Here is a 15,930-nt window from a genome sequence, read left to right on the forward strand (position 1 = left end):
CGGGCTTCGCCGCTGCCTTCGGCTGGGCGGGCTTCGCCGCTGCCTTCGGCTGGGCGGGCTTCGCCGCTGCCTTCGGCTGGGCGGGCTTCGCCGCTGCCTTCGGCTGGGCGGGCTTCGCCGCTTCGAGGCATTCCTGTTGGCCCGCCCTCTGGGCGGAAAGCGGAAGTCCGGCGACCGGCCGCAGACCGATTTGCCCTGGCGGACCGACTGGGACGGGCCTGGCCGCCGAGCCAAGGGTGAGCAGGGCGCGGTGCCGCTGCGAGGACCCTCGGCGTGTGGTCGGACGCCCGGTCGGGGCGGGGTTCCGCGCAGGGGTGGGCGTGCCGGGCCGGGACGGATCCGCTGCGGCGCCTCCAGGAGGCGCCGCAGCGCACGGATCCGGTTCGGCCAGAGGCGCGCGTGGCCGGGCGCAGTGGCTCCAGGAGAGCTCGCGCGTTGGCTTGGCGGCACCCTGCGAAGGGGTTCGCGGGCATGCGACGGTGGCCGGCGAACTGCTGCGCCTCGGCTGGGCCGGTCGGGTTGGGCCAGGGTGGGGCTCGTGTGCTGGACGCCGCCGCCTCAGTGGCACTCCGCGGAGGGGCCGTGGGCGGTGTGAGTGCCGGTTTCGGCGCCGGGGAGGGCTCGGGCGGTGCCGGGGCCGGGCTCGCGTGGTGACGGCGGCCGCCTTGGCGGCACCTCGCCAAGGGGCTCGTGGGCGTGCGGCGGTGACCCGGCATCTGCGCGCCTTCGGCTGAGCCCGTCGTGTTGGGGCGGAGTGGGGCTCAGGTGGCGGAGGCGGCCGCTTCTGCGAAACCTCGCGGGGGGGGGTGCGTGGGTGATGCGAGTTGGGGGTGGGGCTCGGGCGGTGCCGGGGCAGGACTCGTGTGCTGGAGGCGGCCGCCTTGGGGACGCCTCGCGCAGGGGCTCGTGGGCGTGCGGCGGCGCCCCGGCCCCTGCGCGCCTTCGGCTGGGCCGGGCTACGGCTCGCATGCCGGACCGACTTGGCGGCATCGGGGAGCCCGGCCCCCGCGTGCCGGAGGCCGCCGTGAGGCCGCCGCAGTGGTGCCCTCGCGGAGGCGCAGGTGTGCGCGCGGCCACGGGTTTCCGGTCGCGGAGGCGGACGTCGCGCAGGGCCCCGCGTGCCGGCGGTGGGTGAGGCGGTGCCTCCCGGACGGCGGGCACCGGGGGACGGATCCGCGGCGGCCCCCCGGTGGGTGGCCATTGACCGGCCGTTCCGGCTCCCCCCGGCGGGCGGGAGCACGTACGGTGAGGGCATGACGAGCGCGAGCGGCGGTGCTGACATGGTCGACTGGAATCTCGCGGTCGCAACCGCGACCAGGCTGGTGCGGCCGGGGCCGGAGGTGAGCCGGGCCGAGGCGGGCGCGGTGGTCGCCGAACTGCGCCGGCACGCCCTGGCGGCCGAGGAGCACGTCCGGGAATTCACCGGCATGCGGTCCAGCAGTCTGACCGAGGCGGTCGCGACCCCGGTGCTGATCGTGGACCGGCCCGGCTGGGTGCGGGCGAACGTGGCGGGCTTCCGCACCATCGTGCAGCCGCTGGTGGAGAAGCTGCAGGCGCGCCGGACGACCGGCTCGGCCTCCGCGGTGTTCGGCACGGTGGGGGAGAAGGCCACCGGCATCGAGGTCGGCGCGCTGCTGGCGTTCCTGGCCACCAAGGTGCTCGGCCAGTACGAGACCTTCGCCCCGGCCGAGCCCTCGCTGGAGGCGCCGGACAGTCCGGCCGCGCTGTTCGACAAGCCGCGTCTCGGCCCCGAGGGCCCCGGTCCGGGGCGGCTGCTGCTGGTGGCGCCGAACATCGTGCACGTGGAGCGGGAGCTGGACGTCGATCCGGCCGACTTCCGGCTCTGGGTCTGCCTGCACGAGGAGACCCACCGCACCCAGTTCACCGCGGTGCCCTGGCTGCGCGACCACATCCAGTCCGAGGTGCAGTCCTTCCTGGCCGAGACGGACGTCGACCCCGGGGCGCTGCTGGAGCGGCTGCGGGACGCCGCCGGATCGCTGGGCGCGGGGCTGCCGGGCCTGGGCGGCGGCGGTCGCGGCGACGGCACCTCCTCGGCGGGTCTGCTGGAGATCGTCCAGTCGCCCGCCCAGCGGGAGATCCTCGGCCGGCTGACCGCCGTGATGTCCCTGCTGGAGGGGCACGCGGACGTGGTGATGGACGGCGTGGGCCCGGCCGTGGTGCCGAGCGTCGCGGAGATCCGGGAGAAGTTCCAGCAGCGCCGGGACCGCGGCGCCAACCGGTTGGACCTGGTGCTGCGCCGGCTGCTCGGCATGGACGCCAAGCTCCGCCAGTACCAGGACGGCGCGGTGTTCGTCCGGGGCGTGGTGGAGCAGGTCGGCATGGAGGGTTTCAACCGGGTCTGGACCTCGCCCAACACGCTGCCGACCAAGGAGGAGATCCACGACCCCGCCGCCTGGGTGGCCCGCGTCGCGCGCTGAGACGGGCCGCCCGTGACGCGGTGACGTGCGAACCGGTGGTTCAAACCCGTTCGTACGGGTGGTCCAGTCGTGCACATGGCGGGTGAAGATACGTTTCTTCATTCACCCGAACGTGGGACGGTGGTCGTACCGGTGGCGCGGGTGGCGTAGCGGGTGTCTCCTTTCTGCCACCATCTGTGAGCGCCCGGTAACAGGGTGCTCACAGATGCGCGGTCCCCCGCCGCGCCCACCGTCGTCCTGTCCCCCCTCCGCCGAGGAGTCGTCGCCGTGGGCCCTCACCCCGCCGTCGCCGCGATACGCCTGGCCGTTCGCCGCACCCTCACCGACCTCGCCGCCGAGGCCGGTTCCACCTTCACCGCGCCCGTCCGGCAGCCGCGCGAGCGCACCGGCGGCGCGCCGCTGGCCGCCGCCGCGCTGCCCGCCGCCGTCGGCACCACGCTGATCGGCAACGCCCACCGCCACCCGTCCGGGCTGCCCCGCACCCCCGCCGCGCCCGGCTCGCCGCTGGTCCTGGTCGCCGTCAGCGGCGGCGCGGACTCCATGGCGCTCGCCATCGCGGCCGCCTTCGAGGCCCCCAAGATCGGCTTGCGGGTCGGCGCCGTCACCGTCGACCACGGCCTGCAGCCGGGCTCCGCCGACCGCGCCGCCCAGGTCGCCGGCCGGCTGCGCGAGCTCGGCCTGGACCCGGTCGAGGCGGTCGCCGTGCGGGTCGGCCGCGAGGGCGGGCCCGAGGCCGCCGCCCGGGACGCCCGCTACGCCGCGCTGGACGAGGCCGCCGAGCGGCACGCCGCGCTCGCCGTCCTGCTCGGGCACACCCGTGACGACCAGGCCGAGACCGTGCTGCTGGGCCTGGCCCGCGGCTCGGGCTCCCGTTCGCTGGCCGGCATGCCGGCCCAGAAGGGCCGCTACCGCCGCCCGCTGCTGGAGCTGGACCGGGCCGCCACCCGGCAGGCCTGCTCCGCCCAGGCGATCCCGGTCTGGGACGACCCGCACAACTGCGACCCGGCCTACACCCGCTCCCGGGTCCGCCACGAGGTGCTGCCGGTGCTGGAGAAGCACCTGGGCGGCGGCGTGGTGGAGGCGCTCGCCCGCACCGCCCGGCTGTTCCGCGACGACGCCGACGCGCTCGACCAGTGGGCCGCGCTGGCGGAGCGCGACCTCCGCGCGGGCGACGGCGCCCTGGACGCCGGCAAGCTGGCCGAACTGCCCCCCGCGGTGCGCCGCCGGGTGCTGCGCCGGGCCGCGCTGCGGGCGGGCTGTCCGGCGGGGGACCTGTTCGCCCGGCACCTCGAAACGATCGACCTGCTCGTCACCGGATGGCGCGGCCAGGGGCCGCTGCACCTACCCGGGGGCGTCGAAGCGACCCGGCGGTGTGGCACGCTGGTCTTTCGGCGACAGGGCGACTGACGGGCGGGCATGCCCCGGGGGAGCCGGCCGCCGGCCATCCATACCCCGACACGTTTGAGGACGTATCCCCGGTGGACCAGAACGACATGGGCGCTGACCTCGCGAAGGTGCTCATCAGCAAGGACGAGATCGACGCCAAGCTCCTGGAGCTGGCCGAGCGCATCGACCGGGACTACGCAGGGAAGGACCTGCTGATCGTCGGCGTCCTCAAGGGGGCCGTGATGGTCATGGCGGATCTCGCCCGCACCCTGCACTCGCAGGTGACCATGGACTGGATGGCCGTCTCCTCCTACGGGATGGGCACCAAGTCCTCCGGCGTGGTGCGGATCCTGAAGGACCTCGACACCGACATCGCCGGCCGTGACGTCCTGATCGTCGAGGACATCATCGACTCCGGCCTGACCCTGTCCTGGCTGCTCGGCAACCTGAGCTCGCGCGGTCCGGCCTCCCTGGAGGTCTGCGCCCTGCTGCGCAAGCCGGACGCGGCGAAGGTCGAGATCGACGTCAAGTACGTGGGCTTCGACATCCCCAACGAGTTCGTCGTCGGCTACGGCCTCGACTACGCGGAGAAGCTGCGCAACCTGCCGTTCATCGGCACCCTCGCGCCGCACGTCTACGGCGGCTGAGACCCGTTCGGACGACGGACGGGAACAGGAGCCTGTTCCCGCCCGTTGGATCCGGGGGACCATAGAAGAACGTCGTATCGCGCTGCTCCCGCCACGTGGGGGTCGCACTGCGGTACGGTCCAATAAAACCGCTCTTCACATGAGCACTGACCGAATGCGCCGGCGGCCCACAGCCCCGCGGCGCCGTTGAGTGGCAGGAGGGACGGGGCGGCAACGCCCCGCATGGATGGACGTCAAGCGATACTTCCGTGCGCCGATCATGTGGATCGTGCTGGCCGTCCTCGCCGTCGTCGTGCTGATGCAGGTCGTTTCGGACTCGAACGGCTACAAGACGGTGGACACCGGGCAGGTCGTCGCGGCGATCGACGCGAAGCAGGTCAAGTCGGCGCAGATCACCACAGGTGACTCGAACACCATCAAGATCCAGCTGAAGGACGGCGCCAAGCTGCCCGCCGTGGGCACCGGCAAGCCGCAGTCCGGCAGCAAGTTCCAGGCCTCGTACATCGGCGACCAGGGTGTTGCGATCGCCGACAAGCTGCAGGCCCAGATCAACGACAACGACCAGAGCACGCTCTCCGAGGGCTACACCATCAGCCCGGAGAAGCAGAGCACCCTCGTCAGCCTGCTGCTGTCGATGCTGCCCATTGTGATCATCGTGCTGGTCTTCCTCTTCCTGATGAACCAGATGCAGGGCGGCGGCTCGCGCGTCATGCAGTTCGGCAAGTCGAAGGCGAAGCTGCTCACCAAGGACACCCCGAAGACCACCTTCGCCGACGTCGCGGGCGCCGACGAGGCGGTCGAGGAGCTCCACGAGATCAAGGAGTTCCTCCAGGAGCCGGCCAAGTTCCAGGCGGTCGGCGCCAAGATCCCCAAGGGCGTGCTGCTCTACGGCCCGCCCGGCACCGGCAAGACCCTGCTGGCGCGCGCCGTCGCGGGCGAGGCCGGGGTGCCGTTCTACTCGATCTCCGGCTCGGACTTCGTCGAGATGTTCGTCGGTGTCGGCGCCAGCCGCGTCCGCGACCTCTTCGAGCAGGCCAAGGCGAACGCCCCGGCGATCGTCTTCGTCGACGAGATCGACGCCGTCGGCCGGCACCGCGGCGCGGGCCTCGGCGGCGGTCACGACGAGCGCGAGCAGACCCTCAACCAGCTGCTGGTCGAGATGGACGGCTTCGACGTCAAGGGCGGCGTCATCCTGATCGCCGCCACCAACCGCCCGGACATCCTGGACCCGGCGCTGCTGCGCCCGGGCCGCTTCGACCGCCAGATCGCGGTCGAGCGCCCCGACCTCCAGGGCCGTCTGGACATCCTCAAGGTGCACCAGAAGGGCAAGCCGATCGCGCCCGACGTCGACCTCTCGGCCGTCGCCAAGCGCACCCCCGGCTTCACCGGTGCCGATCTGTCGAACGTCCTGAACGAGGCGGCGCTGCTGACCGCCCGCTCGGACAAGAAGCTGATCGACAACAACATCCTGGACGAGGCGATCGACCGCGTCGTGGCCGGTCCGCAGAAGCGCACGCGGATCATGTCCGACAAGGAGAAGAAGATCACCGCGTACCACGAGGGCGGTCACGCCCTGGTCGCGGCGGCCTGCCAGTACAGCGACCCGGTGCACAAGATCACCATCCTGTCCCGCGGCCGGGCCCTCGGCTACACCATGGTGCTGCCGGACGAGGACAAGTACTCCACCACCCGCAACGAGATGCTCGACCAGCTGGCGTACATGCTGGGCGGGCGCGCGGCGGAGGAGCTGGTCTTCCACGACCCGACCACCGGTGCCTCGAACGACATCGAGAAGGCCACCGCCACCGCGCGGGCCATGGTCACCCAGTACGGCATGACCGAGCGGCTGGGCGCGATCAAGTTCGGCAGCGACAACTCGGAGCCGTTCCTGGGCCGCGAGATGGGTCACCAGCGCGACTACTCGGAAGAGGTCGCCGGGCTGGTCGACGAAGAGGTCAAGAAGCTCATCGAGGCCGCGCACAACGAGGCCTGGGAGATCCTGGTCGAGAACCGCGACGTGCTCGACAACCTCGTTCTGGAGCTCCTGGAGAAGGAGACCCTGAACAAGGAGCAGATCGCCGAGATCTTCGCCCCGATCGTCAAGCGCCCGGCCCGTCCGGCGTGGACCGGCTCCGCCCGCCGGACGCCGTCCACCCGCCCGCCGGTGCAGTCGCCCAAGGAGCTGGCGCTCACCAACGGCGCCACCGCCACCACCGAGTCCGCCCCGGCCGACGTGGTGAAGCTCCCGCCGCTGCCGGTCGACCCGCCCGCCGAGGGCTGACGGGAAGCTCGGACACCCGACGGAATGGATGCCGCGTCACCGGGGTTTGTACCCTGGAGGCGCGGCATCCGTGCTGTTCAACCCTTGTTCGTCAACCAGTTAGCGAGGCCCGCATGATCGACCCGGTGACGCTCGACGGTTCGCCCGCCGTCGGCACCTTCGACCAGAAGCGGGCCGAGAACGCCATCCGCGAACTGCTGCTGGCCGTCGGCGAGGACCCGGACCGCGAGGGCCTGCTGGAGACGCCGGCCCGGGTGGCCCGCGCCTACAAGGAGATATTCGCGGGCCTCTGGCAGGAGCCCGAGGACGTCCTGACCACCACCTTCGACCTCGGCCACGACGAGATGGTGCTGGTCAAGGACATCGAGCTGACCTCGGTCTGCGAACACCACCTGGTGCCCTTCCGGGGCGTCGCGCACGTCGGCTACATCCCGTCCACCAGCGGCAAGATCACCGGCCTCTCCAAGCTGGCCCGGCTGGTGGACGTCTACGCCCGCCGGCCGCAGGTGCAGGAGCGCCTCACCAGCCAGGTCGCCGACGCGCTGATGCGGATCCTGGAGCCGCGCGGGGCGATCGTCGTGGTCGAGTGCGAGCACATGTGCATGTCGATGCGCGGCATCCGCAAGCCCGGCGCCAAGACGATCACCTCCTGCGTGCGCGGCCAGCTGCGCGACCCGGCCACCCGGGCCGAGGCGATGAGCCTGATCATCGGTCGCTGACCGGGTCCCGCTCGGGCTCGTGCCCGCGCTCGGTCTCGGTGTGCGGCGGGGCCGGGGTGCCCAGCGCGTTGCGGCGCGCGGGCATCCTCAGCCGCACCATCCGCCGCCAGCCGTACAGCAGGTCGTACAGGTAGAGCGCCTGCACGCCGGCCGAGACCACGGCCAGCTGCCAGCGCGGCCAGCGCAGGATCCGCGCCATCCGGGACGTCACCGCGAGGCCGACGTCCCGGTGGGTGCGGATCTCGCCGCGGGCGCTGGTCTCCAGCACGTGCCGGATGTACGGCCCGTGGCCCTCGGCGGCCAGCCGCAGCAGCTCCTCGTGGCAGTAGGCGAGGTGGTTGTCCTCGTCGGCCGAGATCAGCCGCATCGCCCGGCCGAGGTCGGGGTTGTCCCCGTACACCTTGACGAGCTGGCGCATCTGCTCGGCCGCGCGCTGCTCGGTGACCCGGCTGTGCGCCAGGTAGGTGATGATCTCGCGGTCGGTCAGCGGGATCCCGCTGGTCAGCCGCTCGTGGGCGAGGCCGACGCCCTGGCGCTCCAGCAGCATGCAGTAGTCGGCCTCGGCGGGCATCTCGACCTTCGGCAGGCCGCGCTTGTGGAGCAGCTGGGTGAAGATCCGGCCGTGTTTGCGCTCGTCGGCGCCGTGCCGGGCGACCTTCGGAGCGAGCACCGGGTCGCGGGTGAGCTCGGTGATCCGCTCGTTCTCCCACCCGCCCTGGTCCTCACCACCGGCGGCGATGCTGCAGAACAGCTGGTAGGCCTCGTCGTTCCGGTAGATCTGGTCGAAGAGCGATCGGGTGCTGAGCATGGGGCCTCCTGCCCGGATCCGGGACGGCACCGGCCGTCGTTCGGCCGGGGCGGTCGAGATACGTCCCCCGCGGCGGCGGGCGCCGTGCCCGACCCGCCGGTATTCACTCCCCCGGAGGCGTCCGGGGGCCGGGGTCAGCCGAGGTGGTGGCCCATCCACTCCAGCGAGGCGGGCAGCTCGCGCACCCAGCTCTCGAAGTTGTGGCCGCCGTCGTCCAGGTACATCGACTCCGCCTGGAACTGCGGATTGGCGGCGGCGACCTGCTGGGCCAGCTCGACGAACTGGACGGTCTGCGGGTAGTCGGCCTCCTTGCGGGTGGAGACCACCAGCATCGACAGCGGCGGCGCGGGCAGGTTCTGCAGCCGCCAGGCGAGGTCGCTCTGCTCGGCCAGCGCCCTGTCCCCGCCGAACAGGCTGCCGCCGGTGAACTGGTCCTCGTTGACCTTGAAGTCGGCGTGCAGCCCGCCCGCGCTGCCGAAGACGGTCGGGAAGCGCATCGCCAGCCGCAGCGCGCAGCTGCCGCCGGTGGAGTAGCCGAAGACGCCCCAGGAGGCGGGGGAGCGGCCGATCCGGTAGGCGGAGCGCAGCGCGTCGGGGACGTCCTTGGTGAACCAGGTCTCGGTGCGCGGCCCGCCGGCGACGTCCACGCACTCGGTGTTGCGCGGCGGGGCGAGGGTCGGGCGGGCGAGCACCACGATGGCCGGCTGCATCTTCCCGGTGCGCTGGAGCTCCGCCGCGGTCTGGATGACCGGCAGGTCCTTCATCAGGTTGAGCGTGGTGCCGGGGTAGCCGGCGATGGCCAGCATCACCGGGAACCGGGTCAGGCCCAGCTTCGGGTCGAAGTACTCCGGCGGCAGGTAGACGAACATCTGGTCGGACAGTCCGGTCTCCTGGCCGGTGATCCGGACCGACTCGACCTTGCCGACCTCCTCGGGTGCCCCTTTGGGCAGATCCCCGACGCCCTCCATGCCGCCCTCGTCGGTCGGCACCAGGAGGGCGTCGCCGGCCGGGGCGCCGCCCTTGTGGTTCTCGTTGCTGGTGAGGGCGAGCTTGGTGCCGCCGGGGCTCAGCAGGTCGTCCCATGAGGTGTAGAACCCGAAGGAGTTGTTGACGCTGAGTGCCAGCACCGCCAGCACCGAGGCCTGAGTGACGGTCAGCAGGCCGACCCGGCCGAGCACCGGCAGCGGGCGCTGCCGGGCCAGTCTGGGCCAGATCCACAGGGTGGCGACGAGCGCCGCCGATCCCAGGGCAAGCAGCGAGTTCATCAGGGCGTCGCTGGTCAGTTCCATACCGTCGGCCTTCCGGTGGGACACTGTCGGTGCAGGCTTCATCGTCTGGCGGTGCGTCAGCCCCGGCCACCGCGGCTAGGCTGTCCGGACGCCGGGAGGGGCCCGGGAGGCCGACGGCGCGCGTACGCAACCGACGCCCTAAAATGCGGCGTCCACCGTACGTAGGACGCACGCGGGGGCCCGTCGCGCCACGCGGTGAGGGGCTCCGGCACCCACCCCACGGCTCAATTCGCAGTGCCCCCAGGGCGCCGGTTCACCCTTCGTTGCCGGTTCCTTGGTGTGCGTATTGCCTGATGAAGGAAAAGGCATGAAGGTCCATCACGGCTCCCACCCCGGAGTGGCCGGACACCCCGCCGCAGCCTCTACGCTGAATCCCCATGAGCGTTCCCGTGTCCGTTGAGCCGAGCCCCGAGCAGCCGCTGCGCCGTCGCGGCCTGCAGACGCTTCGTACCCAAGCGGCCGCCGTTCCGAGGGCCTGGCTCCCCGGCGCGGTCGGCTACGCCTGTCTGCTGATCGGGCTGGTGGACATCGCCAGCGCGGTGTTCCCCAAGCTGCGGCACACCAAGGTGCACACCTTCGCCGGGCAGCTGCCCGGCGGCACCACCACGCTGGCCGCCGCCGGCACCCTGATGATCGGCCTGCTGCTGGTGCTGCTGGCGCACGCGCTGCGCCGGCGCAAGCGGCGCGCCTGGCGCGCGGTGTGCGTGCTGCTGCCGGTCGGCGCGGCGCTGCACCTGCTGCGCTGGCACCAGCTCGGCCCGGCGGTCATCTCGCTGGTGCTGTTCGCGGTCGTGCTGATCCACCGGCGCGAGTTCTACGCCAAGGCCGACCCGCGCACCCGCTGGCGCGCCGTGGTCAACCTGGTCGTGCTGGGCAGCTTCAGCATCGTGCTCGGCCTGCTGATCGTCAGCACCCGGACGAAGTACGAGCTGGGGCACCCCGGCCTGTCCCAGCGGCTGGAGCACGTGGTCTACGGGCTGTTCGGCTTCGAGGGACCGGTGCACTACAACGCGGACCGGATCGAGGACCTGGTCGGCTACCTGCTCGGCGCGATGGGCCTGATCACCGCCCTCACCACCACCTACCTGGCGCTGCGGCCGGAGAAGCCGAAGCCGGAGCTGACCGCCGAGGACGAGGAGAAGGTCCGCGCGCTGCTGGAGCGGCACGGCGAGCGGGACTCGCTCGGCTACTTCGCGCTGCGCCGGGACAAGAGCGTGCTGTTCTCGCCCACCGGCAAGGCGGCGATCTCCTACCGGGTGGTCTCCGGCGTCATGCTCGCCTCCGGGGACCCGGTCGGCGACGTCGAGGCCTGGCCCGGCGCGATCAAGGTGTTCATGGCGGAGGCCCGCGAGCACGCCTGGGTGCCGGCCGTGATGGGCTGCAGCGAGGTCGGCGGCGAGGTCTGGACCCGCGAGGCGGGGCTGGACGCGCTGGAGCTGGGCGACGAGGCGATCGTCGACACCGCGACCTTCTCGCTGGCCGGGCGGGCCATGCGCAACGTCCGCCAGATGGTCAAGCGGATCGAGCGCAACGGCTACTCCTGCCGGGTCCGCCGGGTCGCCGAGCTGACCCGGGAGGAGAAGCAGCGGATCGCCGACGCCGCCGCCCGCTGGCGCGGCACCGACACCGAGCGCGGCTTCTCGATGGCGCTCGGCCGCTTCGGCGACCCGGGCGACGACGACTGCGTGGTGGTCACCGCCCACAAGGCGCCCGAGGAGGGCGAGGGCGGCGACGACCTCAAGGCCGTGCTGCACTTCGTGCCCTGGGGCGCGGACGGCATCTCGCTGGAGCTGATGCGCCGTGACCGGGCGGCCGACCCGGGCCTCAACGAGCTGCTCATCGTCGCCGCCCTGCAGGCTGTCCCGGCGATGGGGGTGCGCCGGGTGTCGCTCAACTTCGCGATGTTCCGCTCGGCGCTGGCGCGCGGCGAGCGGATCGGCGCCGGGCCGGTGCTGCGGGCCTGGCGCGGGCTGCTGGTGTTCCTGTCGCGCTGGTTCCAGATCGAGTCGCTGTACAAGTTCAACGCGAAGTTCCAGCCGGAGTGGGAGCCCCGGTTCCTGGTCTTCCCGAACAACCGCGACCTGCCGCGGATCGGCTTCGCCGCGATGCAGGCGGAGGCCTTCATCACCCTGGGCATGCCCCGCTTCGGCCGCAAGCCGCAGCGCCAGGGCCTGATGCCGGAGAGCACCCGCCAGGCGGTCGGCGAGGCCGCCTGAGCACCCGTGCGGCAGCGCCGCCGGCCCCCGTCGAGGACGCTCCCCGGCGGGGGCCGGCCGTTTCCCGGGGGTGGGGGCCGGGCGGCCGCGGGGGGCGGTCGGATAATGGGGGTATGAGCAATTCGGTGCCCTTCTCGCTGCCGCCCGGACTGCCGCGGCTGGACCGCTGCGCCGTCATGGGCGTGGTCAACGTGACCCCCGACTCCTTCTCGGACGGCGGGCTGTGGCACGACCCCGCCAAGGCGATCGCCCACGGGCTCGCCCTGCGCGCCCGGGGCGCCGACCTGGTCGACGTCGGCGGCGAGTCCACCCGCCCCGGCTCGCAGCGCGTCCCCGAGGAGGAGGAGCTGCGCCGGGTCGTCCCCGTGGTGCGCGAGCTGGCCGCCGCCGGGGTGGCGGTCTCCGTCGACACCATGCGGGCCTCGGTGGCCGAGCGGGCCGTCGAGGCGGGCGCGCTGGTCGTCAACGACGTCTCCGGCGGCCTGGCCGACCCGGCGATGGCCCGGGTGGTGGCGGAGACCGGCGCGCCGTTCGTGGTGATGCACTGGCGCGGGCAGTCCGCCGACATGGACCGGCTGGCCGTCTACGACGACGTGGTCGCCGACGTGGTGGGCGAGCTGGGCGCCCGGGTCGAGGCGCTGCTGGCCGCCGGCGTCAAGGAGGACCAGCTGATCCTCGACCCGGGGCTCGGCTTCGCCAAGACCTCCGCGCACAACTGGGCGCTGCTCGGCCGGCTCGACGCGCTCACCGCGCTCGGCCGGCCCGTCCTGGTCGCCGCATCGCGCAAGCGGTTCCTGGGTACGCTGCTCGCCGACCCGGAAACCGGGGAGCTGCGCCCGGCGCGGGAGCGCGACGACGCGACCGCCGCGGTGTCGGTGCTGTCGGCCCGGGCCGGCGCGTGGGCGGTGCGGGTGCACGACGTGTCCGGCACGGCGGACGCCGTCCGGGTCGTCGCGGCCTGGCAGCGTGCGGCCGGGCAGGGGTGAGCGGTAGGCGAAGACGGGAGGGTCATGGCGGGTGACGGCAGGTTGAGCGGGGAGACGGCGGGCCGACGGGCCGGCGGCGCGGACCGCGAGGCGGTCCTGGCCGCCAACCGGGCGCTCTACGAGGCGCTGGAGACCGGCGACCTCGCGGCGGTCGAGGACGCCTGGCTGGGCGCCGGCGAGGCGGACGACAAGGGGGGCGTGGTCTGCGTCCACCCGGGGTGGCCGGTGCTGCGCGGGCGGGCCCAGGTGACCCGTTCGTACATGCTGATCATGGCGAACACCGAGTACATCCAGTTCATCCTCACCGACGAGGAGGCGGAGGTGCACGGCGATGTGGCCCTTGTCACGTGCACCGAGAACATCCTTTCCGGCGGCGAGGCCGAACAGGAGGGCGAGCTCGGGCCGCTGGTCGGCGGAAAGGTCGTGTCGACCAATCTCTTCCGGCGCACTCCGGCCGGGTGGAAACTGTGGTCGCACCACGGTTCACCCGTTCTGACCAGCGCCGACGAGGACGACGAGGACTGATTCCGGGCCCCGGCGGGAAATCGCGGGAAAACGTCACCGGCCGGCGGCCGGGGAATTCCCGGCAGGTCACCGAACGTTCACGTCAATCGCCATTCCGGTGCGCGTGGCGACGGTTCGTGCCGGGTAGGACGGTCGGGTGTTGTCGGCGCGCGCGGGTAGATTCGAAAAGGTCAGCGGCGGGCGCGACGTCCGTCTCCGCCCTGTTCGCCTCCCTCCTCCGGGGCGGGGCCCGTCCGACTGGGAGCAGTGATTCGTTTGCTGGACCGCGTCACCCTGCGGGGCCTGCGCGCCCGTGGCCACCACGGCGTCTTCGAGCGCGAGCGGGCCGAGGGCCAGACCTTCGTGGTCGACCTGGTGCTGTACCTGGACACCCGCCCGGCCGCCGCGAGCGACGACCTGACCCGCACGGCGCACTACGGCATGGTGGCCGAGGAGGTCACCGCGATCATCGCCGGCGAGCCGGTCGAGCTGATCGAGACCCTGGCCCAGCGGATCGCGGACCAGTGCCTGAAGCACGAGCCGGTGGAGGAGGTCGAGGTGACCGTGCACAAGCCGGACGCCCCGATCACCGTGCCGTTCGACGACGTGACCGTGACCATCCACCGGACCCGCGGATGACCCGCACCGTCCGTCCGGTGCCCGCCGCAGCGCCCGTCCCAGCCCGAGGGGAAGTCCGATGACCACAAGTGACCCGACCGCCGCGCCGAGCGCCTTCGACCTGGAGCAGCGGGTGGACTCGGTGGACACCACCCTGCACAGCCAGCGCTTCGCCGTGATCGCCCTCGGCTCCAACCTCGGCAACCGCCTGGACACCCTCCAGGGGGCCGTGGACGCCCTTGCCGACACGCCCGGGCTCAAGATCAAGGCCGTCTCCGCGGTGTACGAGACGGAGGCCGTGGGCGGCCCCGCCGAGCAGCCCGCCTACTACAACGCGGTCGTGGTGCTGCGCACCTCGCTGCCGCCGCGCGACCTGCTGGAGCGCGGCAACGCGATCGAGGACGCCTTCGGCCGGGTGCGCACCGTGCACTGGGGCCCGCGCACCCTGGACGTCGACATCCTGGCCTACGAGGGCGTCGTCAGCGAGGACCCGCAGCTGCTGCTGCCGCACCCGCGCTCGCACGAGCGGGCCTTCGTGCTCGCCCCGTGGCTGGACGCCCAGCCGGACGCCGAGCTGCCCGGGCACGGGCCGGTGTCCGGGCTGCTGGAGGCGCTCGGCGGCCCGGACGCCCAGGGCGTGCGGCGGCGCGACGACATCCGGCTGACGCTGCCGGAGTAGGCCCCGCCGCCGCTGTTCGCGGACGGCCCCGTCCGCGCGGGCCGGGAACTCGTGCGGGGCCGCCGGCCGTACCCATGGGTGTCCGCCCCGGTCCGGGACCCCTCGGGCCGGGGCCCGGTACGGTGGCCTGACGCCGTCGTACCCGCCGCCCGGGAAAGGACCTCGTCCGAGTGAAGCTGCTTCGCCTCCGTCTGCTGATCGGCATCACGGCCGCCACGACGGCGCTGTCCTGGGCCGGCGCCAAGCTGTGGGCCTCCCTGGACACGCTGCCCGCGGTGCCGGGCGCGGCGCCGGTGGTGCTGGCCGCGGTGGCGGTGATCCTGCTCGCGACCGCGCTCTCGCTGCGCTCGCGGCTGAAGGCGGCGCGCGAGCGGCAGCCCGGGGCGAAGCGGGTGGACCCGCTGGGCGCGGCCCGGGCGGTGGTGCTCGGGCAGGCCAGCGCGCTGGTCTCGGCGGTGGTCACCGGGATCTACGCGGGCGCCGGGATCTACCTGCTGGGCGAGCTGGACGTGCCGGCCCGCAAGGACCAGGCGATCACCGCGGGCTTCGCGGTCCTGGCCGGCGCGGCCGTGATCGCGGCGGCGCTCTGGCTGCAGCACGTCTGCCGGCTGCCGGAGAACCACGACGACCCCGGTGGCCACGGGCCGGCGGCCACGCATCGCTGACCAGTGCTTTTCCGGTGATCTTGCGTGATTTTCCGGATGCGTCCGGTAAAGCCGGTGCGGTGTCAAGGGCCGAACCGGACCCTGGGCTGACACGGCCCCAATTCGCACGCTAGTTTCTTGAGCATGTCTCGCGGACGCCACCGTCATTCCTCCGTCCTCGGCCGGGTCTTTCCCCCCACCGCCGCCGGCGTGCTCATCGTCGCCGCGCTGGGGGCGTTGCTTTTCAGTCAGGACACCGTGCTGGTCCGTTCGGTGGGCGCGGCCGCGGTGCTCGCCACGCTCGGGTTCGCCGTCCTGCTGCGTCAGCGCGACCGGGCCGCGCGGGCGGCGGCCGAGGTCTCCGCGGCGCAGCGGCTGCGGTCCGAGGAGCGCTTCGAGGAGCAGCTCGCCGAGGCCGAGTACGCGGCCGAGGTGGCCGAGGAGCGGGCGACCCGGTTCGGACGGCGGCTGACCGCCGAGAAGTCCCGGCTGGCGAAGGCCGAGACGGAGATCGCCCGGCTGCTCAAGGAACGCGCGGTGACGGTCGCCGAGCAGGCGCTCAAGGAGGCCGAGGCGGCCCAGCGGGCGCTCGCCGCGAGCCGGCCCAAGCACCCGGCCAGCCCGGCCGCGTACGTCCGCGCCGCGGCCGTGCTGCGGCAGCTGGAGCGGCGCGCCGCGCAGCAGCAGGCGCAGCGGGAGCAGGACGCCGGGCGGG

General features: G+C 73.0%; 13 protein-coding genes and 1 pseudogene. 12 read left to right on the plus strand and 2 right to left on the minus strand.

The window, feature by feature from the left end; all coding sequences use genetic code 11:
* Positions 1-1,253: 1,253 nt before the first annotated feature.
* The 5 genes from ACFXAM_RS29170 to folE all read left to right on the plus strand — a co-directional run bounded on the left by ACFXAM_RS29170 (position 1,254) and on the right by folE (position 7,471).
* Complete coding sequence (locus tag ACFXAM_RS29170) at positions 1,254-2,438, plus strand: zinc-dependent metalloprotease (protein WP_380295683.1); 1,185 nt, start codon at positions 1,254-1,256, stop codon at positions 2,436-2,438.
* Positions 2,439-2,705: 267 nt separating this feature from the next.
* Positions 2,706-3,845: a tRNA lysidine(34) synthetase TilS gene (gene tilS / locus ACFXAM_RS29175; protein ID WP_380295685.1), complete on the plus strand. Its 1,140-nt coding sequence runs from the start codon at positions 2,706-2,708 to the stop codon at positions 3,843-3,845.
* 71 nt (positions 3,846-3,916) lie between these two features.
* Positions 3,917-4,471 (plus strand): hypoxanthine phosphoribosyltransferase, encoded by a 555-nt coding sequence (gene hpt / locus ACFXAM_RS29180; protein WP_350553213.1) that lies wholly within the window; start codon positions 3,917-3,919, stop codon positions 4,469-4,471.
* Positions 4,472-4,697: 226 nt separating this feature from the next.
* The gene (ftsH, locus tag ACFXAM_RS29185) at positions 4,698-6,752 is read left to right on the plus strand and encodes an ATP-dependent zinc metalloprotease FtsH (protein WP_380295688.1); all 2,055 of its coding nucleotides are present in this window, start codon (positions 4,698-4,700) and stop codon (positions 6,750-6,752) included.
* A gap of 113 nt (positions 6,753-6,865) precedes the next feature.
* Positions 6,866-7,471: a GTP cyclohydrolase I FolE gene (gene folE, locus ACFXAM_RS29190; protein WP_376096460.1), complete on the plus strand. Its 606-nt coding sequence runs from the start codon at positions 6,866-6,868 to the stop codon at positions 7,469-7,471.
* On the opposite strand, the gene ACFXAM_RS29195 is transcribed toward folE, so the two are convergent.
* Together ACFXAM_RS29195 and ACFXAM_RS29200 are read right to left on the minus strand one after the other, a co-directional pair.
* Positions 7,458-8,279: a ferritin-like domain-containing protein gene (locus ACFXAM_RS29195; protein ID WP_380295690.1), complete on the minus strand. Its 822-nt coding sequence runs from the start codon at positions 8,277-8,279 to the stop codon at positions 7,458-7,460. The genes folE and ACFXAM_RS29195 overlap by 14 nt on opposite strands.
* 134 nt (positions 8,280-8,413) lie before the next feature.
* Positions 8,414-9,568, minus strand: coding sequence for an alpha/beta hydrolase (locus ACFXAM_RS29200; RefSeq protein WP_380295692.1), 1,155 nt, complete (start codon positions 9,566-9,568; stop codon positions 8,414-8,416).
* A gap of 377 nt (positions 9,569-9,945) precedes the next feature.
* Here ACFXAM_RS29200 and ACFXAM_RS29205 point away from each other — a divergent pair, with 377 nt between their 5' ends.
* The 7 genes and pseudogenes from ACFXAM_RS29205 to ACFXAM_RS29235 form a co-directional block, all read left to right on the plus strand.
* Entirely contained in the window at positions 9,946-11,784 is a 1,839-nt protein-coding gene (locus tag ACFXAM_RS29205) for a phosphatidylglycerol lysyltransferase domain-containing protein (protein WP_380295694.1), read from the plus strand.
* Positions 11,785-11,897: 113 nt separating this feature from the next.
* Positions 11,898-12,770 (plus strand): dihydropteroate synthase, encoded by an 873-nt coding sequence (folP, locus tag ACFXAM_RS29210; protein ID WP_380295696.1) that lies wholly within the window; start codon positions 11,898-11,900, stop codon positions 12,768-12,770.
* A gap of 24 nt (positions 12,771-12,794) precedes the next feature.
* The gene (locus ACFXAM_RS29215) at positions 12,795-13,295 is read left to right on the plus strand and encodes a nuclear transport factor 2 family protein (protein ID WP_380295698.1); all 501 of its coding nucleotides are present in this window, start codon (positions 12,795-12,797) and stop codon (positions 13,293-13,295) included.
* Positions 13,296-13,553: 258 nt separating this feature from the next.
* Positions 13,554-13,913, plus strand: a complete 360-nt coding sequence (gene folB, locus ACFXAM_RS29220; RefSeq protein ID WP_380295705.1) for a dihydroneopterin aldolase — start codon at positions 13,554-13,556, stop codon at positions 13,911-13,913.
* A 58-nt stretch (positions 13,914-13,971) separates the two neighbouring features.
* Positions 13,972-14,571, plus strand: coding sequence for a 2-amino-4-hydroxy-6-hydroxymethyldihydropteridine diphosphokinase (gene folK, locus ACFXAM_RS29225; RefSeq protein WP_380295699.1), 600 nt, complete (start codon positions 13,972-13,974; stop codon positions 14,569-14,571).
* 170 nt (positions 14,572-14,741) lie between these two features.
* Positions 14,742-15,236, plus strand: a complete 495-nt coding sequence (locus tag ACFXAM_RS29230; protein ID WP_380295701.1) for a DUF3180 domain-containing protein — start codon at positions 14,742-14,744, stop codon at positions 15,234-15,236.
* A gap of 123 nt (positions 15,237-15,359) precedes the next feature.
* Positions 15,360-15,930: pseudogene (locus ACFXAM_RS29235) on the plus strand (hypothetical protein); the annotation flags it as partial.

Source organism: Kitasatospora sp. NPDC059462 (assembly GCF_042749955.1).
GTDB lineage: Bacteria > Actinomycetota > Actinomycetes > Streptomycetales > Streptomycetaceae > Kitasatospora.

Bases quoted from the DNA above. Each gene is read 5' to 3' on its own strand.
- ACFXAM_RS29170 (WP_380295683.1), top strand. From the start codon at position 1,254: ATGACGAGCGCGAGCGGCGGTGCTGACATGGTCGACTGGAATCTCGCG.
- ftsH (WP_380295688.1), top strand. From the start codon at position 4,698: ATGGACGTCAAGCGATACTTCCGTGCGCCGATCATGTGGATCGTGCTG.
- folE (WP_376096460.1), top strand. From the start codon at position 6,866: ATGATCGACCCGGTGACGCTCGACGGTTCGCCCGCCGTCGGCACCTTC.
- ACFXAM_RS29195 (WP_380295690.1), bottom strand. From the start codon at position 8,279: ATGCTCAGCACCCGATCGCTCTTCGACCAGATCTACCGGAACGACGAG.
- ACFXAM_RS29200 (WP_380295692.1), bottom strand. From the start codon at position 9,568: ATGGAACTGACCAGCGACGCCCTGATGAACTCGCTGCTTGCCCTGGGA.
- ACFXAM_RS29205 (WP_380295694.1), top strand. From the start codon at position 9,946: ATGAGCGTTCCCGTGTCCGTTGAGCCGAGCCCCGAGCAGCCGCTGCGC.
- folP (WP_380295696.1), top strand. From the start codon at position 11,898: ATGAGCAATTCGGTGCCCTTCTCGCTGCCGCCCGGACTGCCGCGGCTG.
- ACFXAM_RS29215 (WP_380295698.1), top strand. From the start codon at position 12,795: ATGGCGGGTGACGGCAGGTTGAGCGGGGAGACGGCGGGCCGACGGGCC.
- folK (WP_380295699.1), top strand. From the start codon at position 13,972: ATGACCACAAGTGACCCGACCGCCGCGCCGAGCGCCTTCGACCTGGAG.